At 43.7% G+C, this 22,706-nt stretch carries 22 protein-coding genes; 15 read left to right on the forward strand and 7 right to left on the reverse strand.

The features are described 5' to 3' along the window. Positions 1-67 precede the first annotated feature (67 nt). Together K339_RS0111940 and argH are read left to right on the forward strand one after the other, a co-directional pair. Positions 68-652 carry a hypothetical protein gene (locus K339_RS0111940; protein ID WP_028523779.1) on the forward strand — a complete coding sequence of 195 codons (585 nt, stop codon included), beginning with the start codon at positions 68-70 and terminating at the stop codon, positions 650-652. A 296-nt stretch (positions 653-948) separates the two neighbouring features. After that, positions 949-2,283 carry an argininosuccinate lyase gene (gene argH, locus K339_RS0111945; protein WP_028523780.1) on the forward strand — a complete coding sequence of 445 codons (1,335 nt, stop codon included), beginning with the start codon at positions 949-951 and terminating at the stop codon, positions 2,281-2,283. Positions 2,284-2,300: 17 nt separating this feature from the next. On the opposite strand, the gene K339_RS0111950 is transcribed toward argH, so the two are convergent. The 3 genes from K339_RS0111950 to K339_RS0111960 all read right to left on the reverse strand — a co-directional run bounded on the left by K339_RS0111950 (position 2,301) and on the right by K339_RS0111960 (position 3,378). Next, entirely contained in the window at positions 2,301-2,591 is a 291-nt protein-coding gene (locus K339_RS0111950; protein WP_028523781.1) for a type II toxin-antitoxin system RelE/ParE family toxin, read from the reverse strand. After that, positions 2,575-2,814 (reverse strand): hypothetical protein, encoded by a 240-nt coding sequence (locus tag K339_RS0111955; RefSeq protein WP_028523782.1) that lies wholly within the window; start codon positions 2,812-2,814, stop codon positions 2,575-2,577. Before K339_RS0111955 ends, K339_RS0111950 begins: the two co-directional genes overlap by 17 nt. A 96-nt stretch (positions 2,815-2,910) precedes the next feature. After that, positions 2,911-3,378, reverse strand: a complete 468-nt coding sequence (locus tag K339_RS0111960; RefSeq protein WP_028523783.1) for a regulatory protein RecX — start codon at positions 3,376-3,378, stop codon at positions 2,911-2,913. 93 nt (positions 3,379-3,471) lie between these two features. Between K339_RS0111960 and K339_RS0111965 the strand changes: the two genes are divergently transcribed. The 5 genes from K339_RS0111965 (at position 3,472) to K339_RS0111985 (ending at position 8,245) form a co-directional block, all read left to right on the forward strand. Beyond that, on the forward strand, positions 3,472-4,779 hold the full coding sequence (locus K339_RS0111965; RefSeq protein WP_028523784.1) for an MFS transporter: 1,308 nt from the start codon (positions 3,472-3,474) through the stop codon (positions 4,777-4,779). Between the two features lie 104 nt (positions 4,780-4,883). Beyond that, the gene (locus K339_RS0111970; protein WP_028523785.1) at positions 4,884-5,216 is read left to right on the forward strand and encodes a c-type cytochrome; all 333 of its coding nucleotides are present in this window, start codon (positions 4,884-4,886) and stop codon (positions 5,214-5,216) included. 107 nt (positions 5,217-5,323) lie between these two features. Next, complete coding sequence (locus K339_RS0111975) at positions 5,324-6,052, forward strand: DUF4129 domain-containing protein (protein ID WP_037300225.1); 729 nt, start codon at positions 5,324-5,326, stop codon at positions 6,050-6,052. An 18-nt stretch (positions 6,053-6,070) separates the two neighbouring features. Next, a complete protein-coding gene (locus K339_RS0111980; RefSeq protein WP_028523787.1) occupies positions 6,071-7,258 on the forward strand; it encodes a DUF4350 domain-containing protein in 1,188 nt (395 codons plus the stop codon). A 15-nt stretch (positions 7,259-7,273) separates the two neighbouring features. Then, positions 7,274-8,245 carry an AAA family ATPase gene (locus tag K339_RS0111985; RefSeq protein ID WP_028523788.1) on the forward strand — a complete coding sequence of 324 codons (972 nt, stop codon included), beginning with the start codon at positions 7,274-7,276 and terminating at the stop codon, positions 8,243-8,245. A gap of 72 nt (positions 8,246-8,317) precedes the next feature. Here the strand turns inward: K339_RS0111985 and K339_RS33520 are convergent, their stop codons facing one another. Further along, positions 8,318-8,812 (reverse strand): hypothetical protein, encoded by a 495-nt coding sequence (locus K339_RS33520; protein WP_051397972.1) that lies wholly within the window; start codon positions 8,810-8,812, stop codon positions 8,318-8,320. A 21-nt stretch (positions 8,813-8,833) separates the two neighbouring features. Further along, complete coding sequence (locus K339_RS0111995) at positions 8,834-9,379, reverse strand: heavy-metal-associated domain-containing protein (RefSeq protein WP_028523789.1); 546 nt, start codon at positions 9,377-9,379, stop codon at positions 8,834-8,836. A gap of 110 nt (positions 9,380-9,489) precedes the next feature. Here K339_RS0111995 and K339_RS0112000 point away from each other — a divergent pair, with 110 nt between their 5' ends. The 7 genes from K339_RS0112000 to K339_RS0112030 all read left to right on the forward strand — a co-directional run bounded on the left by K339_RS0112000 (position 9,490) and on the right by K339_RS0112030 (position 17,121). Further along, a complete protein-coding gene (locus K339_RS0112000; RefSeq protein WP_028523790.1) occupies positions 9,490-10,680 on the forward strand; it encodes a Gfo/Idh/MocA family protein in 1,191 nt (396 codons plus the stop codon). Positions 10,681-11,079: 399 nt separating this feature from the next. Then, positions 11,080-11,913, forward strand: coding sequence for a MotA/TolQ/ExbB proton channel family protein (locus K339_RS0112005; RefSeq protein ID WP_028523791.1), 834 nt, complete (start codon positions 11,080-11,082; stop codon positions 11,911-11,913). A gap of 110 nt (positions 11,914-12,023) precedes the next feature. After that, a complete protein-coding gene (locus K339_RS0112010; RefSeq protein ID WP_028523792.1) occupies positions 12,024-12,650 on the forward strand; it encodes an ExbD/TolR family protein in 627 nt (208 codons plus the stop codon). A 31-nt stretch (positions 12,651-12,681) separates the two neighbouring features. Further along, the gene (locus K339_RS0112015) at positions 12,682-13,248 is read left to right on the forward strand and encodes an ExbD/TolR family protein (protein ID WP_028523793.1); all 567 of its coding nucleotides are present in this window, start codon (positions 12,682-12,684) and stop codon (positions 13,246-13,248) included. A gap of 27 nt (positions 13,249-13,275) precedes the next feature. After that, complete coding sequence (locus tag K339_RS0112020) at positions 13,276-14,103, forward strand: energy transducer TonB (protein ID WP_028523794.1); 828 nt, start codon at positions 13,276-13,278, stop codon at positions 14,101-14,103. Between the two features lie 219 nt (positions 14,104-14,322). Further along, positions 14,323-15,258 (forward strand): PstS family phosphate ABC transporter substrate-binding protein, encoded by a 936-nt coding sequence (locus K339_RS0112025; protein ID WP_028523795.1) that lies wholly within the window; start codon positions 14,323-14,325, stop codon positions 15,256-15,258. A 90-nt stretch (positions 15,259-15,348) separates the two neighbouring features. After that, positions 15,349-17,121 (forward strand): tetratricopeptide repeat protein, encoded by a 1,773-nt coding sequence (locus K339_RS0112030; protein ID WP_028523796.1) that lies wholly within the window; start codon positions 15,349-15,351, stop codon positions 17,119-17,121. Positions 17,122-17,196: 75 nt separating this feature from the next. On the opposite strand, the gene K339_RS0112035 is transcribed toward K339_RS0112030, so the two are convergent. Beyond that, positions 17,197-19,431 (reverse strand): ligand-binding sensor domain-containing protein, encoded by a 2,235-nt coding sequence (locus K339_RS0112035; protein ID WP_028523797.1) that lies wholly within the window; start codon positions 19,429-19,431, stop codon positions 17,197-17,199. Between the two features lie 33 nt (positions 19,432-19,464). Continuing rightward, on the reverse strand, positions 19,465-21,672 hold the full coding sequence (locus K339_RS0112040) for a ligand-binding sensor domain-containing protein (protein WP_028523798.1): 2,208 nt from the start codon (positions 21,670-21,672) through the stop codon (positions 19,465-19,467). A gap of 264 nt (positions 21,673-21,936) precedes the next feature. On the opposite strand from K339_RS0112040, the gene K339_RS0112045 reads away from it, so the two are divergent. Beyond that, a complete protein-coding gene (locus tag K339_RS0112045; RefSeq protein WP_028523799.1) occupies positions 21,937-22,479 on the forward strand; it encodes an RNA polymerase sigma factor in 543 nt (180 codons plus the stop codon). Positions 22,480-22,706: the final 227 nt, after the last annotated feature.

Here is a 22,706-nt window from a genome sequence, read left to right on the forward strand (position 1 = left end):
CCACTAAGGCACTAAGGGGTTTTTCTTAGTGGCTCTTAGTGTCTTAGTGGTTCAATAATCAATATGCATGACTTCCAAAGTAGCTTACCGTTTTTACCCTTCGTTGCTCAATACCTACTCACGGTTTTTGCAGGGAAAAATCAGTGAGCAGGAAGTGCTAGACCGTATCAATCGGGTGCCTATCCCACAAACCGAGGCACAGTTTAGGGGTGTTTCTTTTGAAGATGCAGTATTGAAAAAAATCGGAGAGGACCAATTTGACCCCCAAATTTTAGCAACTGTTCGCCAAAAATTACCTTCACCCATCATCAAAACGCAGGCTTACTGCCAATACCAAATTGCCGATGTGATGATTTATGGCTTTGTGGATGTATTGGGCCGAAAAGAAGCCGTTGACCTCAAAACAACTTCTCATTATTCGGCAGATCGTTTTCGGCAAGACCATCAAAATTTTTATTTACCCGCCTTATACTTCCGAGGTGTTCGGCAGATGCGTTATCTAATCACTGATTTTGTGAACGTTTACGAAGAAATCTACGAAGCCTCGGCCGATTTTGAAGGGCAGTTAGAGGAGCTTTATTCGTTTAAAATGTTTCTGGAAGAACACCGTGAACAAATAACGGATGCAAAGATTTTTGCCAAAAAGAAGTAGTTTTAACTCTTTCAGCTTAAAATATAAATCTACTATTCATTGCTCCAGAGGAGCTACATCTTAGTAGAAATAGTAAATCAGGCCCAAAACAAAGCCCCATCGGGGTGACATCTTTCACCTGTCAATCAATTAATTTATGAAATTTTGAGTGGTAAATGATTATTTTGCGGCTTTACCTTAGTGGTTTAATGTAATTTTCTCACAGAAAACATCACAAAAAGCACTAAATCAGGGATAAATGAGCATTGTGCTGCAATTACCTCAGTGAAATTTAGTGCCTTAGTGGTTTAAAAAAGATGAAACTCTGGCAAAAAGAAACAACTTCCATCTCCGAAAAAATTGAGAAATTCACCGTCGGGCGTGACCGTGAAATGGATTTATATTTGGCCCCTTACGATGTGCAAGGAAACATCGCGCACGCCACTATGCTCGAAAGTGTAGGACTCCTTGCGAGTGATGAGTTAAAAGTGTTGAGTGATGAATTGAAATCCATTTACCAAGACATTCTGCAGGGGAGGTTTGAGATTGAGGAGGGGGTAGAGGATGTACACTCGCAAGTAGAGCTAATGCTTACGCGTAAATTGGGTGATGTTGGTAAAAAAATCCACAGCGGCCGCTCACGCAATGACCAAGTATTGGTGGATATGAAGCTCTTTACGCGCAGTCGGTTAGAAGAAGTAGCACTGGCTTCTAAGAAGCTGTTTGATTTGCTTATCAAACGCTCAAATCAGCACAAAAATGACCTTTTGCCAGGCTATACGCACTTACAAATCGCGATGCCGTCGTCGTTTGGTCTTTGGTTTGGCGCGTACGCCGAAGCATTGGTGGACGACATGAGCATGATTCAAACGGCTTATAAGTTAGCCAATAAAAATCCGCTTGGTTCGGGAGCTGGCTATGGTTCTTCATTTCCTCTGAACCGCACGATGACTACCGAATTATTGGGTTTTGAAACCTTGCATTATAACGTAGTTTATGCCCAAATGTCGCGCGGTAAAACCGAACAAACGGCGCTAACGGCCATTGCGGCGTTGTCGGCGACGTTGTCTCGATTGGCGATGGATGTTTGCTTGTACAATAGCCAGAACTTTGCCTTTGTGACCCTGCCCGATGATTTGACAACGGGAAGTAGTATCATGCCGCACAAAAAGAACCCTGACGTAGCGGAGCTATTACGGGCAAAAACCAACCGTCTAAAGGCATTGCCTACCGAAATAACGATGGTTATGAGTAACTTACCTTCTGGCTATCACCGCGATATGCAGTTGCTCAAGGAGTTACTAATGCCTGCTTTTGAAGAAATCTTGGATTGTTTGGACATCACGCATTTCATGTTGGAACATCTGCAAGTAAAGCCCAATTTGTTGGTTGATGCCAAATACGATTTGTTGTTTAGCGTAGAGCGAGTGAATGAGTTGGTGGTACAAGGAGTGCCTTTCCGTGATGCGTATCGTCAAGTGGGCAAAGAAATCAACGAAAATACGTACCAAGCCTCGCGTGACCTTAAACACACCCATGAAGGAAGCATTGGAAATTTATGTAATGACCAAATTGAGGGATTGATGGAGGCCGAAATGCGCCGATTTGGATTTGAGAAAGCACATGGAGCTGTGGAGAAATTGTTGAAATAAAACTTGCCGAAATAACGTTAAAACCCTTCAGGTTTTTGACGGGTATTGCGAATTGTGATGATTTCGATGCTTGTATCAAGCACACGATAGTAAAATACGACGTGCTTGTTCATCACACATTCGCGTATGTTAGCTTGTTTTTGAGAAGCTTTATAGAGGTAGGGCATTTTGCTGATAAGTTTCATTTGCTCGGTTAGCGCCAACAAAAAATCTATTTTGATACGTTCTGACCAGTTTTGTGCCAAATAATCAGCAATTTGCTCTATATCTCGGCGGGCGCGTTCTGAAAGTTCAACGGTTAATTCCATACTGCGACTTCATAAAATCAAAGAAATCGGTTTTACGCCCAGCGTTCAAATCTTGAAGTCCCTCTTGGATTGCCGCTTGGGTAGGGGTGTCCAGATTGTCCCAAAAATCAAAAACTCCCTCGGCTTCTCGTGATAATAATACGACGTAAGCCTGTAAAACAGCATCGTCATTGATGCGTTCTATGAGGGTGTGAAGTGTTGATTTTAATTGTGTCGTGTTCATTTTAAGTTTTTATTTTCGAGGGCTTAATCTTTTTCATTTATATAAAAGTTATTCTACAAGTTTACTATGTAAATTTTGTAAAATCAAGTCGGTGGTTTATTTATCTTTGCTATCTATCGCTTTCAGCAATTCCCAAACAATATCACTTTCAAAACCTCGACTGAGGGCAAAACGCACCAATTTTTGTTTGGTAGCAGTAGGTTCGCCGCGTAGAGTACGTACTTTTTTGATGAGTAAATCTTGCAAAACGGCTTCGTATTCGTCGCCATCTATTTCGGTAAGCCCTTTTTGAATCAAGTCATTCGACAAGCCACGGAGCTTCATTTCTTGACGAATTTTCAGGCGCCCCCATTTTTTGACCCGAAATTTTCCCCTGGCAAAAGCCCGTGCAAACCGTTCTTCGTTTAGGTAATTTTGGGCAATCAATTCTTGAAGAATGGGTTCCAGCTCATCATCAGTGATTTCGAGCTCGTGCAGCCGTTGTTTTACTTCTTTGGTACTACGTTCTTGGTAAGCACAAAAGGCAGCAGCTTTGACGAGGGCTTGTTTTTGGCGTTCAGTCATTTATGAATTGTTTTGGCAAAAATAACAATAGAACTTTTAGAACATAGTCCGTAAATTGCAGCGTTTTTCCAAACCCCTCTAACACCCTTTAAAATGCCTCCCCATAACTTCCGTTGGCGGATAGTGTTTCTTCTTTTCTTGATTACGACAATCAACTACGTTGACCGAAATGTTTTGTCGTTTTCGATGCTCGACGATGCGTTTCGGAAAGAGATGTTGGGGGTGCCGCTTTCATATACCCTCACCCAAGCTGATTTAGATGCGTTTAAGATTCAATACGGCTGGGTTGATACGGCTTTTAAGCTGGCTTATGCTTTGGGTTTTATTATGATTGGTTGGCTCATCGACCGCCTCGGAACCCGCAAAGGATTGTCGTTTGCGATTGGTTTGTGGAGTTTGGCGGGCGTAGCCACGGCCTACGTAGGCAGTTTCCGAAGTTTGTTGGGAGCGCGTTTTGCGCTTGGGATTGGAGAAGCGGGAAATTTTCCTTCGAGCATCAAGTCGATTGCCGAGTGGTTTCCCAAAAAAGAACGGGCGTTTGCCACTGGTTTGTTTAATGCAGGAACCAACGTTGGGATTATTCTAACAGCCGCCCTAATTCCGTGGATGACCCTCAAATACGGCTGGCGAATGTCGTTTATGACAACAGGGGTGTTGGGGTTTGTGGTGCTGGTATTTTGGTGGCTCAACTATCAAAAACCCGAAGACCACCCCAAGGTATCGACGCGAGAATTGCGGTACATCAAACAAGATAACCAGCCCGAAGAAATAGAAGGGAGAGTCACTTGGTGGCGGTTGTTGCGCTTTCGTCAAACGTGGGCGTTGATTGTCGGGAAGTTGATGGCAGACCCCATTTGGTGGTTTTATCTGACGTGGTTACCTGACTTCTTCAATTCTAGCGAAGCACTCACCCAGCGCCTTGACTTACAAAACATTGGTTTCCCTTTCATGGTTATTTATATCATTTCGGACGGCGGGAGCATATTTTTTGGGTGGCTTTCGTCACGATTAATGAAAATGGGCTGGTCGCTGAACCGCGCGCGCAAAACGACGATGCTCTTGTGCGCGCTTTGTGTTGTTCCGATTTTCTTTGCTGCCCAAACCCAAAATGTTTACATCGCAACTGTCTTGATAGCGATTGCCGCAGCGGGGCATTTAGGGTGGTCGGCCAATGTCTATACAATTGCCTCAGACCTCTACCCTAAAAGTGCGGTGGCGATGGTAACGGGGATTGGTGGATTTTCGGGGGCGGTAGGTGGTGCACTTTTGGCCGCTGTAATCGGGCCGATACGCGTTCAATGGGGCTATTTGCCATTGTTTTTATTGGCGAGTTCCACTTATTTGATAGCGTTGCTCTTTATTCATTTGTTGATTCCTAAAATGAAACCCGTTGAGATGTAAAAAATAATCTTTTGTCTTTTTAACACAATTTCTTTATCAAAACGTTATAGCTTTGCATTTGCGTAAGATTCCTTTATTTTTCATTTTAAAAGTCCAACCTAGGCATGAAACGATTCACAAAAATGTTAGTAGCAGCGGGAGCTTTCTTGGCAGTATCGACTGCGGCAAACGCGCAAGTTAAAATTCCTGCAGACATTGAAGCTTTATTGACTAAAAATACGTGTTTAGCTTGCCACAAACCCGATCAGAGATTGGTAGGCCCAGGCTACAAAGAAGTAATGGCGAAGAAAAAATATAAGCCAGAGCAAATCGTAGAGTTGATTGCTAATCCAAAACCAGCTAACTGGCCAGGGTATCCTCCAATGGCACCACTTAATGTACCAAAGGATGAGGCTATGAAAATTGCTAAGTGGATTGTGTCTTTGGGTAAGAAATAATCCTGAGTAAAATACCACTCCCTAAAAGCCGATGTACTTGCATCGGCTTTTTTTGTAATTCTGTTGGCTTTTTTGCAACTTGGCCAAGCGTTATTCGTTTGTTTTCTATGTTTCTAAAAAGACTTTGTTTTGTTCTGTTGCTCTTGGGGCTTGGTTTGTTGGCAAATGCCCAAGAAGGGGGCAAATCCACGGCAAAAGACACGGTTAGCTTACCTGCGGCGCTGGACAATGCCACGATGACGCCTCGTTTGCCTTCTGACAAGCGCCTCGAAGATTACCGTGCTAGTCGCGACTATAATTACGAACGGGATGCCCCCCCGCCCGATAATCCGCTCGCCCGTATTTGGAATTGGTTGAGCCAAAAAATCAATGATTTTTTGAGTAGTAATGCCTATGAAAACTTTTGGCAGTACGTGTTTTTGGTGGGTATTGCAGGGGTGGTGATATGGCTGTTGTACAAAGCTGAATTTATTGGTGGAATGTTTGCCAAAAAATCGGAGGAAGAGCTGGCCTATAATCGTATCACTGAAAATATTCATGAATTAGATTTTGCCAACTTGATTGAAGAAGCAATCGCTGCCCGAAATTATCGTCTCGCAACTCGGCTCTATTACCTCAATACACTCAAGCAATTGACCGATAAAAAGTTCATACATTGGCAGCCAACCAAAACCAACCGTAGTTACGTAGAAGAATTGCAAGAAACAAAATTTAAAAAAGATTTTGAGCAACTTACGTACCAGTTTGAGTACGTTTGGTACGGTGAATTTGGCGTGACTGAATCTCAATTTTTACGCTTGAAAGAAGAATTTCAAGCATTTTCAACCCGACTCTAATACAACACAATAACGAAGGTGAATTGGCGTAGTTACTACTTTTGGTTTTTATTGTTGACAGTCGTAGCCTACGGCCTGTTTGAATACTACCGTCCAAAACCCATTGATTGGACACCGACCTATTCTAACAAAGACAAAATCCCTTTTGGGACAAAAGCTACCTATGAGCTCTTGCCCGATGTCTTTAAAAATGAAAAAGTAACGCAGCTACGGGTGCCGATTTATAATTATCTCTCAGAAAATCCGACCCTTCCCAAAAGCAATTACATTTTTGTTTGTCGAGAGTTTATTATTGACCTAAACGACCAGAAACAGCTGCTCAACTACGCGAAGCGGGGAAATAACGTGTTTATTTCGGCCTATTATTTTCCAGATAGTTTAACAAAAACGTTGGGCATAGGAGCGACGCTGAAAGACCCAACGTTACGAGATACGGCCTTGGTGATGAATTTTGTGAACCCCGCATTGTCCAAAAAAGGAGGGTATGTATTCGCACAAGACGATGGCCGCAATTATTTTTTGGTAAAAAAGCCCGAGAACGTGACAATTTTGGCTAAAAATGCCCGAAATGAGCCTATTTTTCTAAAAATAAAATATGGAAAAGGGGCTTTTTATCTGCATAATCTGCCGTTGGCTTTGACCAATTACTACGCTTTACCTTCCAAAACTTCTGATTTTGCGTTTAAATCGCTGTCGTATTTACCCGTCTTACCTGTTTATTGGGATGAATACCTAAAACAAGGGCGTTTTGGGGAGGATGAGCAGTCGATTTTTAGGTATATTATGACGCAGCCGCCACTAACATGGGCATACTACTTGATTCTGTTTGGGCTATTGCTGTATGCTATTTTTGCGGGAAAGCGCACCCAACGTGTCATTCCTGTGTTGCCTGTACCGAAGAATACGTCGCTGGAGTTTGTGGAAACGATTGGTAAAATGTACTTTCAGCAAGCTGACCACGATAACATTGCTGAAAAGAAAATTCAACATTTGCTGCTCTACATTCGCGAGCGATTTGGGCTGCGTACCCACGAAATTGACAAAGAATTTATAGAAGATCTTATTCAAAAAACGGGGCTTCCTCGAATGGATATTGAATTGCTGTTCAGCGAAATAGCCCATGCCAAGCGTACAGCTTCCTTGTCTGAATTTGCGCTCTTGAGCTTACATCACCGTATCGAAGATTTTTACGAACGCGTTAAATAACTGCTATTTTCTCTTATGGATTTTGAATCACGAATTGACTTACAAGACCTCAACGACGCGATAACAGCCATCAAAGCCGAAATCGGGAAAATTATAGTGGGGCAACAGCAAACGATTGACTTGTTGTTGACGGCAATTTTAGCCGATGGACACGTGCTTATCGAAGGAGTACCTGGAGTGGCAAAAACCCTAACGGCTAAACTATTAGCGCGTACGGTTGCCACCGAATTTAGCCGTATTCAATTCACACCCGACTTGATGCCTTCGGATGTGTTGGGAACGTCGGTTTTTAACCCAAAACACACGGATTTTGAGTTTAGAAAAGGACCAATTTTCTCAAATATTGTTTTGGTCGATGAAATCAACCGCGCCCCTGCCAAAACCCAAGCGGCGTTGTTTGAAGTGATGGAAGAGCGGCAAGCAACCGTTGACGGAACTACCTATCCCATGAGTAGCCCGTTTATTGTGATTGCCACTCAAAACCCAGTAGAACACGAAGGTACTTATCGCCTTCCCGAAGCGCAGTTAGACCGCTTTTTGTTTAAGATTGTGGTAAAATATCCTTCCCAAGAGCAAGAAGTAGAAGTGTTGCGTGGGCATCACTTACGATTAAATATGGCAGAGGCGATTGCAAACGTACAGGCAATATTAACGCCCGAACAACTAGCAGAACTGCGCCGTAAGACGCACCAAGTTCATGTGGAGGACAAATTACTGGAATACATTGCGCAGGTAGTAGTACAAACGCGCAACAATAAATCGTTGTTTTTGGGGGCTTCGCCAAGGGCATCGGTGGCGTTGCTCAATAGTGCCAAAGCTTTGGCTGCTATTCGTGGAAGGGATTTTGTGACGCCAGAGGAAATTCAGCAATTGGCACCGTCCGTTTTGCGTCACCGTATTGTGTTGACGCCCGAACGAGAAATGGAAGGAGCAACACCTGACGACATTGTTGCTCAAATTCTACAAAAAATAGAAGTACCTCGGTAGTGATTAGTCCACGGTTGGTAGTCCATAGTCCACGGTAATTAAAACCATCGACCATGGACTATCGACCATCAACTATAAAACCTTCTTCACTCTTTCTTGAACACTTTCCAAATCGGCCTTGATTTTTTCAATGTTCGTTTTTATTTCTTTCTGAATTTCAATCATTTGTTCACCCGACACCTCAGGGGCTGGTTTATGGTCGTGGTGGTGATGCTCTTCGCCTTCGTGGTGGTGGTGTTCGTGAGGAAGCCCAGGTACTTCAACCAAGCTTTCTTCCCATTCTTCAAACGATTTGGCCACAGCATCTAACTGCGCTACTGTCGAATCAATGCTTGCAATAGCTGCGGCATCGGTTAGGGATTTCTTTTTGTCGTTCAAAACTACTTTCAACGAATCAATTCCCTCAATTTGCTCGTGCAGTGCTTCTTCAATTTCCATGGAAGCCAAGTGAATTTTACCTGCTTCTTCCATTTTTGGGTCTTTGTCTGGCCCACACGCCACAAACACGAAGCTACACGAGGCAAGTACACAGCCGTAAAAAAACGTACGGTGGATGAATGTTTTCATTTTGAGGTTGGGAGTTATTGGTTAGTCAATTCTTGTCACTTCGTATCCTTGTTGACGAAGTGCAGCCAAGATAGTTTGTTCTGAGGTTTTTCCCAAATAATACCTGACCGACACCACTTCATCGTTGAGTTTTATTTGTGAAGGTACCACACCTTCTACCGACTGCAAGGTTGTGCTTAATTTTTCGACCGATTTTGGTGGTTTTTGTAACTCAAATTGCGCCACCCGTGTGCTACGAATACGCTCAAACTGTGCTTGCGCCAAGCGGCTATCTTCGGCTTGAAAATAACGGTGAGGGATGATATTAAGCACCACAGTAAGGGCCACAGCAGTCCAAAAAACACGTTTTTCAAAAAGAGAAGCAACGTGAGAAGATCTTAAATAAAGATCGTAAAAAGACCAAGCCAACACGCTTAATTGGAGAACCATCAATGGAGCACGGTACTCGGCCAGCCACGCAATTGAAGCTCCGTTAAAAAGGACTACCACCAAAGGCAACCAGCAACACAGCAAGTGTACTAGCCCCGTTAAACCTACATTTAATGTAACAGAAATAATTCTCGACATATCTATTTGCAACTGTATTGCAAAAGTACTAACAAAAACTCATCATTAAAAAGTTTACTACAAATGCTTTTTTCTAAAACTTGTTTCTAATTATCAACAAATCAGATTGTATGCAAAAGATAGCCATGCTCGGTTCGGGGTTTATTGGGCGTTTTTATGCCGATTCTATTCATGGTCAGCGCAGCCGCGACCGTGTGGTAGCGATTTATGCGCGGAGTGAAGCCAACGCTAAAAAATTTGCGGAAGACTACCGCTGTTCTTTTTGGGCGACTGACATGGAAGAGGTTATTGCCCATCCTGAGGTGACAATGGTGTGCGTAGCATTGCCCAACAATCTCCATGAAGCTGCTGTCATGCTGTGCGTAAAACACAAAAAAGCAGTAGTATGCACCAAACCGCTCGGGCGGACGGCCGAAGAAGCGCTACGGATGATGCAAGCCGTAGAGGAGGCGGGTGTATTTGGCGGATATCTGGAAGACCTTTGCTACACCCCCAAATTTCTAAAGGCATTGGCCAGTGTAAAAGAAGGAGCATTGGGGCGAATTCTATGGGCAAAATCCCGCGAGACGCACCCTGGCCCCCACAGCAATTGGTTTTGGGACAAAGAACAAGCGGGAGGAGGTTGTATATTAGATTTGGGATGCCACTGTATCGAAATCGCGCGAAACTTTATTGGTAAAGACGTCAAGCCCGTCGAAGTGATGTGCTGGGCAGCTACGCAAGTGAAGCCAATTGATGCTGAAGACCACGCCATTGCCCTTGTCAAATACGAAAACGGAGCCATAGGGCAGCTGGAAGTGAGTTGGACGTTTCGGGGAGGTATGGACTTGCGAGATGAAGTAATGGGTACAGAAGGTACCATTTGGATTAATAATTTTTTGAGGACAGGTTTTGAAATGTACACAAGTGGTACAGGAGGAGAATACGTAGCTGAAAAGGCAGAAAGTAAGACAGGTTGGTTGTTTCCTGTAGGAGATGAAGTGAACGATTTAGGATATAACCACATGTTTACGGACATGTTTAGGGCTTATGAAGAAGGAGCTGTTCCTGCCGAGACGTTTTATGACGGCTATGTCGTCAACGCGGTAATTGACGCCGCCTATCGGTCGGCACAAACAAAGCAGTGGGAGCCCGTCGTTTTGCCAGTTTGGCGGGGGCAAGAAGGGGTGTCCCAAAAAACTACGTTAGTAGAGTACGACGAGCACTATTACCTCATCAAAGAGGAAGTAACCCACGACGGGCGTCACAAAATCATTTTGAAGGACAAGCAGAGCCAACAAATTATTGAACGCGACCTGTGATACTTTGATTTATTTTTCCAAAAATTGAAGAGAGGCATAGAGTAAAATAATCCTCCGCTTTTCTTTAGTTTTAGCTTTTGTCTATTTACTGGCAGAGGTATAGTTATAGAAGTGAGAAAATAGGGTAATGCTCTTTTTTTGAGCCTTTTAGGGTGCTAAAATAACCCTTTTGAGTTGGTCAAGAGAGAAGAGGAGGAGATTAAAAAATCGACCCAAAAGTCCCAAAAAGTGATATTTTTATGTATTTTTGGGAATCGTTTACCGCATTTTTTGTAACTATTTTAGAGAATCGCCAATAAAAATTTTCTTGGCGAACGCATTACCCATTTAATATTTTCGTTTTCTTTACAGCGCAAACACTTAAACTATTTTTTCAATTAAACCCTAAAAGTAAGTCTGATGGAAAAGAAGGCTACATCTCCAGCACCGGCCAAGGCGGCCGCCCCAAAAAAATCAGCAGGTGGTCTAAACCCAATTTTGGTTATCCCTGTGTTGCTAGTCATTGGTATTTTATCGTATCAATTCATTTGTGGTGACCCTAGCCACTTTGTTGACGGCGACCACGAGAAAGGTCCAAAGTCGGGAGACTACTTCGGTATCGTTTATGAAGGAGGCCCAATCGTACCGTTGTTGTTTACCTGTTTCCTAACCGTATTGGTTTTCTCAATTGAGCGTTTCTTCATCCTTGGCCGTGCAAATGGTTCAGGTTCAATCGATGAGTTCGTTCGCAAAGTAAAATCCCTACTTGACAAAAACGAAGTTGAAAGCGCTATCAAAGAGTGCGACAAACAAAAAGGTTCAGTAGGTAATGTTGTTAAAACAGCTCTTCACAAGTTCGTTGCACTTCGCACAGAGACTGAATTGACAAAAGACCAAAAATTAGCTGCTCTTCAAAAAGAAGTTGAAGAAGCAACAAGCCTTGAGCTTCCTATGCTTGAGAAAAACCTTACTATCATCGCTACCTTGGCATCAGTTTCTACCTTGACGGCTCTTTTGGGTACGGTATTGGGTATGATTCGTGCGTTCGCGGCGATGGGTAACGCTGGTGCTCCTGATACAGGTGCTCTTGCAACGGGTATCTCTGAAGCCCTTGTAAACACGGCTCTTGGTATCGGTACTGCAGCGATTGCAACCATCATGTATAGCTACTTCACTAGCCGTATTGATACGTTGACGTACAAGATTGACGAAATCGGGTTGAGCATTCAACAAAACTTCTCTGCTCATAACTAATTATGAGTAAATCAAAGTAAATGAGTATATATAAAAAAATTATATATAAATATTTGCTTTGTATTTGTTAATGTTCTACATTTGTATAGTCAATCAAACCATAACGTATTATGCCTGCTTTAAAACCCAAGCGGAATTATCCGATGATGGACATGACGGCGATGTGCGACGTGGCATTCCTTCTACTGACCTTCTTTATCTTGACGGCTCAGTTCAAATCTCAGGATGCTGCAACCATCGAAACTCCTTCGTCTATCTCGGCGATTAAAGTTCCCGATAAGGATCTTATGATTATTAGCATCGGTAAAGACGGTAAAGTTTACTTTGGTGTTGACAATCCGCAAACACGTATCACTATGCTTGAGAATATTGCTCAAACAGAAGGGTTGCAGTTTACGGATAAGCAGAAAAAAATCTTCTCACTTCAAGCAAACTTTGGTGTGCCCATCCGTGGATTATCTCAATGGTTGCAAGTTGGAGCTACCACTCCAGACAAGCTGAAGGAGATTGCTCAACCAGGTATTCCTACCGATTCTACTGCGCAAAACGAGTTAGCAAAATGGGTTTATCAAGCCCGTCGCGCTAACAGTGGGCTTCGTATTGCCATCAAAGGTGATAACGTAGCTAAGTTTCCAGTATTTAAAGATGTAATGGGCTCATTGCAAGCACAAAACATCAACAAGTTTAACTTGATTACGGGAACGGAGGCACCTCCTCAAGGCTGGAAGGCTGACTAATTTGTACCACTTTTAAAATTCGTATAAGAAAATGGCAGAAATAGCACAAGGTGGTGGCGGACATGGTGATAAGAAAGTCCGCAGTAAAAAAGCCTCGACCCGTGTAGATATGACCCCGATGGTGGACTTAGGCTTCTTGCTTATTACGTTCTTCATCTTGGCCACTACCCTTAGCAAGCCTTCGTCAATGTCGGTAGCAGTACCTGATAAACAAACAGATGTTAAAAACCAAGAGACTGAGCCATTAAAAGCTTCTAAGGTATTGACCTTGTTTCTAGGGAAGGATAACACTGTATGGGCATTAGACCGCCTAGCAGCGGATGATGATAAGGCAAAAGCAGAGCTTAAAAAAGTGTCTTATGGTCAAGATTTGCGTGGATTGATCTTTCAATCGCAGGCTCAAGTTGATCGTGAACACGGTAAAGATGACAAAGGGCTGAGTCAATTCGTCTGCGTTATCAAACCGTTGAAGAGTAGCACTTACAAAAATATGGTGGATGCCCTTGATGAAATGGCGGTCACTAAAAGTAAGCGTTATGCCCTTGTAGATGCTCTTACAGATAGTGAGAAGACACTCTTGGGCGACAAAGCGGATTAATTGTAACTTAAAAACTAACCAAACGCAATGGCTGAAAATAAATCAACCGCGATGACTCTCGATGATATAGTATTCGAGAATCGGAATAAAGCGTATGGTGCGTATGACCTCAGAAAAGTCTATCGTCCAACCCTCACTAAATCAGTATTGATTGGTGGTGCCATCTTTGTGTTGGCGATGCTTTCCCCTGCGTTGATTAGCCTGATTCCAAAGGAAGAAGAGGAACAATTCATGCAGGAAATTGACTTGATGAAAATGCCACCTCCGCCAATTGACCCGAACGAACCGCCGCCGCCGCCACCTCCACCAATCGAGGTTCCTAAAGTGGCTACGATTAAGTTCCTTCCCCCTGAAGTAAAAAAGGATGAGGAAGTTCCCGAGGAAACACCACCACCAGTAGTGGAAGAATTGGAAAAAGCAGTTGTTGCTGATAAAACCCAAGAAGGAGACGAAAACGCCCAAGAAGCGATTGTAGCTCCCGAAGAAACTGCTCCTGTAAAGGAAGAAGTGAAGGTTGTTGAAGCAGCCCCTGTGGAAGAACAAATTTTCCAAGTGGTAGAGCAAAACCCAGAATTCCCAGGTGGGATGGCAGCATTGGGTCAGTATTTAGGTAAAAACCTCAAATACCCAGCCGCTGCTTCTCGCGCTAACGTGTCGGGAAGGGTATTCTTGACCTTCGTTGTTAACACCGACGGTAGTATCCAAGATATCCAAGTGCTTAAAGGTCTAGGCTTTGGCTGCGACGAAGAAGCACAACGCGTAGTAAAGGGTATGCCTAAGTGGAAACCAGGTAAACAATCGGGTCGTAACGTACGGGTAAAATATAACTTACCAATTAGCTTCGTCTTGGAATAATAGCACGTATGAAGCGTAAACCACTTCACCAGCAGCTGTCGTCATCACTCTCGATGGTCATAGGGCTGGCATATTTAGGAGGAGGCCTCTATTTAGTGGCCTCCTCCGCTACTTTTGGCGTACTCCCTTCTGGAGCACTTAGGTATCTTTTTGGCGCAATGTTGATTGTGTATGGAGGGTATCGATTCTATCGAGGATATAGTCTTTATAAAAGTGAAAATGAATAGAGTTCTTATTGCTTTTTTGAGTGTGGTAGTGTGTATCATCACCACCTACTCGTGCAAACAAGCCAACGACTCCGCCTTTCATGGCACTGTAACGATTACATCGGATGAATCACTTCAACCAATGGTAGAACAGCTGTGTCAAGGATATGTGGGAATCCACGCGGATACTAAGTTCAATGTTAGCTACCTTCCCGAACACTTGGCGATTGCCAAAGTACTGGAAGATAGTAGCCGCTTGGCCTTTGTAACGCGTGAACTGACCACTTCCGAACAGAATGTCTTCAAAACCCGTGGAATTCGGTATAGCCCCCAATTTATTGCCATAGATGGCCTAGCATTGCTCACCAGTAGGGCCAACGAAGACAGCCTCATTACCTTAAAAGAAGTAGAAGGTATCTTCAAAGGACAGATTAAAAATTGGTCGCAGCTCGAAGGAAGTCAACAAACAAAAGACATTGTATTGGTATTTGATAATGCCAACTCCAGCAACCTTAACTTCGTGATGAACAAGTTTGGGTTGACGGATTTGAAAGGCTTGCAGATTTTTTCGGCAGGCTCGAATAAAAAAGTAATTGATTACGTGCGCCAAAATCCCAATGCTTTAGGGTTTATTGGGGTTAATTGGATTAGCGACGGCGAAGTCCCCCTGACCGCCGAGCTGTCAAAAGGGTTGAGGGTATTGGCGGTGTCGGATAAAGAAAAGCCAACAAGGCAGGACTATTATCAACCATTCCAACAAAATCTACGCTTTGGAAATTACCCATTGGCCCGTAAGGTATATATCATTAGTCGTGAGATGCACGCAGGATTAGGGAGCGGATTGCTGAACTACATCATGCGAGATGTCGGAAGTTTAATTATCGAAAAATGTGGTCTTTGGCCTGCAAAACCGTTTAATCGGGAAGTAATATTAAAGAAAGAGATATAATATTTTTCCGTTAAAGGACAATTTCATAGTTTTGTTTCCCGTTTAAAAGTCAAATTTTTCTAATCACCCCACATTACAACCTACTGAAAGATGAACATTAGATCCAAATCGTGGTTGGTAGCGTTTGCCGCAAGTGCGTTCGTTTACAGTCAGGCACTTGCTCAAGACATTGCCACTGGTTTAAAACAATTAGATGGAAACCAAGCGTGCTTGGCAAAAGAAACTTTTGAAAAGTTAGCAACATCTACACCATCAGCAGAAAATCAGTTCTACCTTGGTTACTACCATTTACGTACCAAACAACCTGATCTTGCCAAAGAAGCTTTTGACAAAGGATTAACGGCTGATCCTAAAAACCCACTTAACAAAGTAGGGATTGGCGCTGTTGCGCTTGCAAAAGGTGACCGTACCGCTGCTCAAACTACTTTTGCCGAAGTATTGAAATCGACAAAGAACAAAAATGTAGAAGTGTTGCAGCGTATCAGCGAGGCTTATACTGGTTACATTGTTATTGATTCTTTGAAGCCTATTTACAAAACAACGGATCCTGCGGAATCTATCAGATTGGCTGATTTGGCGGTTGCCCTTATGTTGAAGAGCGGCGCTAAAAACCAAGAAGTGTATATGTCGAAAGGGGATGCTTTTTACCTCAAAGGCGAAGCAGGTCCTGCAGTATCGGCTTATGAAGATGCTATCAATGCCAACCCTAGCTTAGGAAAAGCATTTGCAAAAATTGCCAAAATCTATTGGGGAGGACGTAACTTGGAATTAGCCCAGACGAACTTTAAAAAGGCGATTGAGGTGGATCCAGAATACGGCCCAGCCAACAAAGAGTATGCTGAATTGTATTTCTACGTTCGTCAGTACAAACCAGCATCACGCTACATGGATGCGTACGTAGAGAAACTTGGTGTTTGTGCTACCGACGATGAATTGCTCCGCAGTGCGCAGTTTAACTTCGTGGCGGAAGAATTTGCCAAGGTAAACACAAAAATTGCCAAGGTAATGAGCAGTGGCCGTACAAGCGACGTACTTTACCGTATGCAAGGATGGGCAGCGTACAAAGAAAACCAGTACGAAAAAGCAATCCAAAACTTGAAGAAGTTTATCCAACAAGCGCCACAAAAAGCGATTGACAATGACTACCGCTATTTGGGTAATGCCATGCTTCGTATCACACCTGCAGATACGGCAGCGGCAGTTGCCTTTTTGGAAAAAGCAGCAGAAATAGATACCGTTGATAATGGTTACAAAGAAATTGCTGCCATGTACAACGGTGCTAAAAACTACGAAAAGGCAATTGAATATTACGAGAAAGTAATCAAGAGAGAAAAAAATCCAGCTCTTCAGGATATTGTCAATCTTTCGTTGCCACTTTACAACGTTGCTAACCGTATTTTCCCAACGGGGGCGGATTCATCAGCATTGCGCCAGAAAAAGCGTGATTATTTCATGAGAGCAGACGAGCTTTACAAGCAAATGCTTGAGCGTAAACCTGATTATTTGTATGCTCATGGACAGCGTGCCAAAGCAAATTACTATGCTTACACGCGTGAAGAAGCAATGGCCAATGGTTTGGCGATTCCTTTGATGGAAAACTATGTGAAACTTGCCGAAGAAGATAAAGCACCAATGGACGAAGCTAAGAAGGGTAACTTAAAGTCGTTCTACCAAATCTTGGGTGCTTATAGCGTGATTACGTTGAAAGACGACGCAAAGGCAAAAGAGTGGTTCACAAAATTGATTACAATTGATCCAGGTAATAAAGTGGCTGATGATTTCTTGAATCCAAAACCTGAAACACCAGCAGCACCTGCTACTCCAGCTAAAACACCTACCAAAACTCCAGCTAAAAAAGCATAGTAGTTTTAGTAGTTAGCACAACAAAAAACCTCTCGCTATCCGCGAGAGGTTTTTTGTTGTGTTAGAAACGTAATGTTACTTTTTTGGCTCCGAAATGACCCCCAAGTACCGTCCTAGCCAGTAGGGAAGTAGCCAAATATCTCCAGCACTGTGTTCTGAAGTGCCATTGCTACCTTTGCGGTCGAGGTTAAACATATTGGCATTGTGGCGCTGTACGGGGCGCTCGTCGGGCGGAAGCACTTCTTTAGTGGTTTGACCACGGAAGTTAGGCGCAAGTTTTTCGATGTCTTTGCGGTGGCTGTTTGAAATGCTCCAGTCGATGAGATCAAGTGGATGTTCTTGCAAATACCAAACCGACTCGTTTAAATCAAAGTCTTTAGCTCCTGTGAGCGCCGTAAAAATGTTCCATGCACCTTCTTTTTCGGGACGTTCGATTTCCCAGTGGTCAATGATTGCCTTTTTGAAATGGGTTTTGAGCGTATCGTTAAAGGCGTATCGGTACAAACCCCAGTAACACACAAAGTACATCTCATCGTCGGAGTGGTTCCAGCCGTCTGATAATTCTTTGCTGAGGGCGTCGGCATCGTCGGCAGCGGAGCCAATTTCTTTCATTGGACGCATCAAATTTTCAAAGTAGCCGTGTTTGTTCATTAGCTCAAAAGCCTTCTCCTTGTAGATTTCTTTCTTCGTAAAATGGTAGGCAGTTTGTAACATGGCAACGATGTTGGACGACGTAATTTTACGGTCGCCCACGTTTTTGGGCATTGCGTTTACGTACTCAGGGCTCCAGCGCCCCCAAGTAGTTGGCTTACCGTCAAAATCAATCAAATAATAATTGTTCTGAACAATGTGGCTCATCAAGCTGTCTATCAGTGTGATAGCTCGTTTTTTGAGGGATGGGTCATCAATCAACTCGGCCATTGTACCAAAGGCGAAGATGTGTCCTACGGCCTCATCACTACTCGTGGTGGCTTTCCAGTCCCATTCAGGGTCAGCGGAGTGTTGCCAACGTTCGGGGTCAGACAATTGAGGAATAAAGCCACTGCGCTCATACGAACGTGAAGGAAAGCCTTTCACAGGGTTGATGCTGTAAAGTCGCTCCATGGCTTCGAAAGCCTCTCGGCAGTTTTGAAGGGCTTCGGGGTCTTTGGTGACGGCATAACGGTAAACTTCTCCTCCCAAATACATCGAAGTCCAAAGGCCATCATTGTCAGAATCGGCCAAATAACCCGTGCCAATGTTGCCTTTTTCCATGTTGTCGAGCGAGGCATTGAAACCATTCCGAATGTGGCGGCTGCGAACTTGTTGTTCGTAGTACATGGCTTTTTCGTGAAGGGTCATTTGTTTGAAACAAATTTGACCTAGCCCACCTTTGGTCAATACCAATGCGGAGTTATTGGGGCCTTCCGAAATATGCACGACTTGGTTGCTTGGCAGCCAGCGCTCACCGTTATAGTAGTCAAATTTTCCGTCAGCACGTAGCGCAAAAGCACCGTCGGTGGTTCCAAACCAAATTTTGTCGCCAATGCTTTTGACAGCCGTAATGTCCGTCCAAGGTAGTTTTTTGCGAATGTCGCCTACTTGTTTTTGCGCTGCCATGTCCCATTCGATGTAACCATCTGAAGTACCAATAAATACTTTTTTATTGTCAGTCGAGACATCAAAAGCAGTTAAGCTGGTTCCGCTGAATACTTTGTTCAACTGGTTGTTTTTGAACGAATAAAGTCCTTGGCGGCCAAGAACCCAATAAGTGCCGCTGCTGGCTTGATAGCTTATTTGTAGTGCTTCATCCGACGATAAATTGCCTTTCCAAAGCACTTTGGAATCATTGACGAGGTAAAGGGCTTTTCCATCCGAAACCAAGAATTCAAAATTAGCACCACCCGCAAACAAACGAGCGGTAGGAAGCTGGTGTTTTGAGAAAAGCTTTCCTGCCCACGAGTTGCTCAGTACCGTTTTGTCATCGAGATAAACAAACTGGCTTTCATAGACGCCAAGCGCGCTTATTTTTTTGTTTTTGAGCGGTCGATACGTTCCGTCGGGTTGCAATTTGCCGTGGTACAAAAAATGTCCATCATAAGGCTGTGCAAGACCCTTATCGGTCAAAACCTTGATGACGCCATTGCGGTCACTATAGGCCGACAACAACGTGCCGTCGGTTGGTTGGGCGTAAAATTTGACACTATAATCTTGCCAAAATGGGGTGTCTTGGTGGACGGGTTGTTGCGTAGCTGTCGAGTTTTTGGGGCTGCACTTGGAAAAGAGCACAGCGCAAAAACAGACAAAAAATACGGTTTTGATGGTTGACATAAATGAAATATAAATAGTGAAACAGTTGTTGGTCTATCGAATCATTCCCAAATAGCGCCCCATCCAGTAGGGTAGTTGCCAAAAGACAGGTTCGCGTTCGCGGTGCGGGTCACCTCCAGCGGCAGTCCAGGGGTTTTTATCCCAGCGTACCGTCATTCGGATGCTGGGTGGTTGTAAAACATTGACTTGTTCGTCCTCCAAAACGGGCACCCTAACAATCGCGATGTCCTCGCGTTGGCGGTGGTCGATGGGCCAATCAATAAGATCGAGCGGTGTATCAACCAGAAAATCAACGGACGGTTTTAACTCTACTTGCTTGTTTCGGGCATAGCAGTAGATGAAATTGATGAGTGGATTTTGGTCGTCTTTACGTTTTTCAAACCAGTCGTCCATGTGTTTTTGGTAAAAAGCGAGGCGAGTAGGGTCTTTTTCGCATTTGAGCAAAATGGGATAAATATAGGCTTGCAAAACCACATCAAAATAAATGAACCAAGCAGGGTTTTGGTGAAGAACTTGGGCCATATTGTCGAGATAATGCTCTTTTTCGATGAGGCGAAGGTAATGCTGCTGGTAAAGGGGGTTTTGGGTAATGTGGTAGGTAAACAAAAGAAATCCGAGCATTTCCATGGAGTTTTGGGCGCGGTCGGGTGCCCACTCAGGGTCGCGGTTGAGCTGGTCGGGCGACCATACCGACCAGCGAGTAGCTTTCCCGTCGATGTCAACAAAGTTGAAATTATGCTTAATAAGGTAATCCATAATGCGCGTCACGTGGATGCGAATTGTCTTTTTTTCTGCTTCGTCGGCTACGAGTTCATAATAAAAAAAATACCCAAAGAAGTGTCCACACATCTCGTCGCTACTGGTATCTCCCTTCCAGAGCCATTGTCCATCTTTTGATTTATGCCAGCGCGTTTCAACGGGCTTGAAACGCGGTTCTTTGACCAACTCATCGGCTAGTTCCTGCGGGGTATATTGGCGGTTGCCGTCGTGTAGCCTCGTCCAATCGGCAGGTACAATGGTGCGCGCAAAAAAGCCATCGGTATCAGTGATTTGCTGTAGTTTTTGCAAGAAAAGAAAAGCCTTTTTCGCGTTTTCTTTGGCGTCGGGTGCGTGAGTGGTTGCGTAGCGAAAACTCTCCATTGCGAGGTAATTGCCCGTATATTCGCCGTCGTTGTCATCATCTTCGGGTTTCCAGCTCGAAAGGTCTCCTGCTTTTTCGAGCCAACATTGCCCTGCAATCCAAGGAGCGCGGATGTGGCGTTTGAGCAGTACATCTTGAAAAAAATCGTTTTTGGAGGCCAAGGTCATTTGCTGTTTTTTGATGACACTGACTCCTTTTGGAGTGGCGAGATAAGCATTGCCCGCAGCATCAAACGAAATGGCGTTGATACGGTCGTGGAGCAGCCACCGCTGACTAAATAACAAAGAGCCTTTGCTAGGATTGGTATATCGGACTATGCCTTTTTCGGTACCTACCCACATCGTACCATCGGGGGCTTTGTTGAGGCAAGTGACATACACCGTCGGGAGGTTATTTTGGGTCGTAATTGCTTGGACTTGCTTATGGTTTTTCAGAATGCTGACTCCCCCAAGTCCCGCAGCCCAAAGTTGCTGTTGGGCGTCCATGGCTACGCCCTTGATGTACCCGCTCATGACCTCATCTTTTGCCTTCAAAACACGGATAGTTCCTACCTTATTAATATTATATAGGCCGACGTCGGTAGCGAGCCATACATCTCCTTTCGCATCGCAGTGGGCAGCCCGAACCGAACGGGGGATTTGCACCTCTTTTTTAACAAAACTACGTCCGTCAAAACGCCACATACCCGCTGGGCCAATGGCATAGGTGCCTTCGGGAGAAGCACAAAAAACGGAGATAGGGCCGTCGGTACCTGAGACTCGCTCCAGTTTGTGGTTTGAGTAGCGATAAACGCCGTTCCAAGTGCCCAACCAGAGTGTAGAAGAAGGATCGGCAAAAACGGTGTAAGCGGGGCCATCGCTGATGATGGCTTCCCAAGCAGACTGAGCGGGTTTTTTACGAAATACCCCACTCGGAGTAGCAATCCAAAGTGTTCCATCGGGAGTTGCCCCCACACTTCTCACTTCGTCGGTGGTAGGGTGGGCTTCGTGGGTTTCTTGCCAAAAGGGACTATCTGAATAATGGCTATTTTGGGCGTGGGAAGTAATCCAACTCCCCAAGAGACACCCAACGATTGACAAACAAGCGATGCAAAACTTCATGTTGTTGTGATTATTCTAAAAATAATACGCAACGCCAGAGAGCAAAGGCTATTACCTAACTGTTAAAATTTGAGCTTCATAAAAGAAGAAATGACATGTAAGTATAATCCTGTATTATGTTTTTATTATTATATTTTCACTTTGCGTGATTTGAGGATATATTTACGCAATTTGAGACGAAGTCTTCTAACCGATGACGTATCTTTACTTCACAAATCCACAAATAGTTCTCTATCTCATTTCCTCCCAAAACCCTGAAAAACCATGGCTTGTATTAATGAATACGTCTTACGGAAAGTAATCCAAGGAGACGAACTCGCTTTTACTCAGTTGTATAATCACTACAAGACGCCAGCCACAAAATTTTGTGTTTCTCTGATCAAAGAAGAAGAAGAGGCGGAAAACATGGTACACGATGTTTTTATCAAAATTTGGGAAAAAAGAGGGCAAATCAACCCTGACCTGAATTTTAATTCTTATCTGTTTACGTGTCTTCGCAATTTGGCTTTCGACTATTTCAAGAAAGTAGAAAAGAACCAGACATTGAGACAAGAGTATTTTGATAGAATGGAAGAGGCTTACGAGATAGCACCTGACACTGAAGAAGCAAAAATTGTGCTGCTAAGGGCTGGGATTGAGGCGTTGTCGGAGAAAAGAAAGCAAATCCTAAAGTTGAATGTGGAAGAAGGGAAGTCATACCAAGAAATCGCAGAGTTGATGCGTATTTCAAAAAATACCGTTAAAAATCAGCTAGTTAAGGCAAAACAGTTTTTACGTGACCGCGTTGATTTAGCCGCGGCACTCTAATTTTATTAATTTATCGCACACTATTTCAGTGAAAAGCGAGGTCAGTGGATGCTACATCCATTGGCCTCGCTTTTTTATGCTTTAATCCAAAAAATTTACAAAAAGACATATTTATTAATTGTAATTTAATTCTGTTTTAATTTCAATTTAATATAAGTTAATAGGAAAAATGTGCTTTTGGGTTTTATAGTACATTAAATAAGATGCTGATAATCAAGTAAATGATA

The organism is Runella limosa DSM 17973 (genome assembly GCF_000482465.1).
Lineage (GTDB): Bacteria > Bacteroidota > Bacteroidia > Cytophagales > Spirosomataceae > Runella > Runella limosa.

Coding starts and splice junctions, on each gene's coding strand:
- K339_RS0111965 (WP_028523784.1), top strand. CDS start 3,472: ATGCCTCCCCATAACTTCCGTTGGCGGATAGTGTTTCTTCTTTTCTTG.
- K339_RS33520 (WP_051397972.1), bottom strand. CDS start 8,812: ATGAAAACATTCATCCACCGTACGTTTTTTTACGGCTGTGTACTTGCC.
- K339_RS0111995 (WP_028523789.1), bottom strand. CDS start 9,379: ATGTCGAGAATTATTTCTGTTACATTAAATGTAGGTTTAACGGGGCTA.
- K339_RS0112000 (WP_028523790.1), top strand. CDS start 9,490: ATGCAAAAGATAGCCATGCTCGGTTCGGGGTTTATTGGGCGTTTTTAT.
- K339_RS0111940 (WP_028523779.1), top strand. CDS start 68: ATGACTTCCAAAGTAGCTTACCGTTTTTACCCTTCGTTGCTCAATACC.
- K339_RS0111985 (WP_028523788.1), top strand. CDS start 7,274: ATGGATTTTGAATCACGAATTGACTTACAAGACCTCAACGACGCGATA.
- K339_RS0112045 (WP_028523799.1), top strand. CDS start 21,937: ATGGCTTGTATTAATGAATACGTCTTACGGAAAGTAATCCAAGGAGAC.
- K339_RS0112025 (WP_028523795.1), top strand. CDS start 14,323: ATGAATAGAGTTCTTATTGCTTTTTTGAGTGTGGTAGTGTGTATCATC.
- K339_RS0111970 (WP_028523785.1), top strand. CDS start 4,884: ATGAAACGATTCACAAAAATGTTAGTAGCAGCGGGAGCTTTCTTGGCA.
- K339_RS0112030 (WP_028523796.1), top strand. CDS start 15,349: ATGAACATTAGATCCAAATCGTGGTTGGTAGCGTTTGCCGCAAGTGCG.
- K339_RS0111975 (WP_037300225.1), top strand. CDS start 5,324: ATGTTTCTAAAAAGACTTTGTTTTGTTCTGTTGCTCTTGGGGCTTGGT.
- K339_RS0112035 (WP_028523797.1), bottom strand. CDS start 19,431: ATGTCAACCATCAAAACCGTATTTTTTGTCTGTTTTTGCGCTGTGCTC.
- K339_RS0112010 (WP_028523792.1), top strand. CDS start 12,024: ATGCCTGCTTTAAAACCCAAGCGGAATTATCCGATGATGGACATGACG.
- K339_RS0112040 (WP_028523798.1), bottom strand. CDS start 21,672: ATGAAGTTTTGCATCGCTTGTTTGTCAATCGTTGGGTGTCTCTTGGGG.
- K339_RS0111950 (WP_028523781.1), bottom strand. CDS start 2,591: ATGGAATTAACCGTTGAACTTTCAGAACGCGCCCGCCGAGATATAGAG.
- K339_RS0111960 (WP_028523783.1), bottom strand. CDS start 3,378: ATGACTGAACGCCAAAAACAAGCCCTCGTCAAAGCTGCTGCCTTTTGT.
- K339_RS0112015 (WP_028523793.1), top strand. CDS start 12,682: ATGGCAGAAATAGCACAAGGTGGTGGCGGACATGGTGATAAGAAAGTC.
- K339_RS0111955 (WP_028523782.1), bottom strand. CDS start 2,814: ATGAACACGACACAATTAAAATCAACACTTCACACCCTCATAGAACGC.
- K339_RS0112020 (WP_028523794.1), top strand. CDS start 13,276: ATGGCTGAAAATAAATCAACCGCGATGACTCTCGATGATATAGTATTC.
- argH (WP_028523780.1), top strand. CDS start 949: ATGAAACTCTGGCAAAAAGAAACAACTTCCATCTCCGAAAAAATTGAG.
- K339_RS0112005 (WP_028523791.1), top strand. CDS start 11,080: ATGGAAAAGAAGGCTACATCTCCAGCACCGGCCAAGGCGGCCGCCCCA.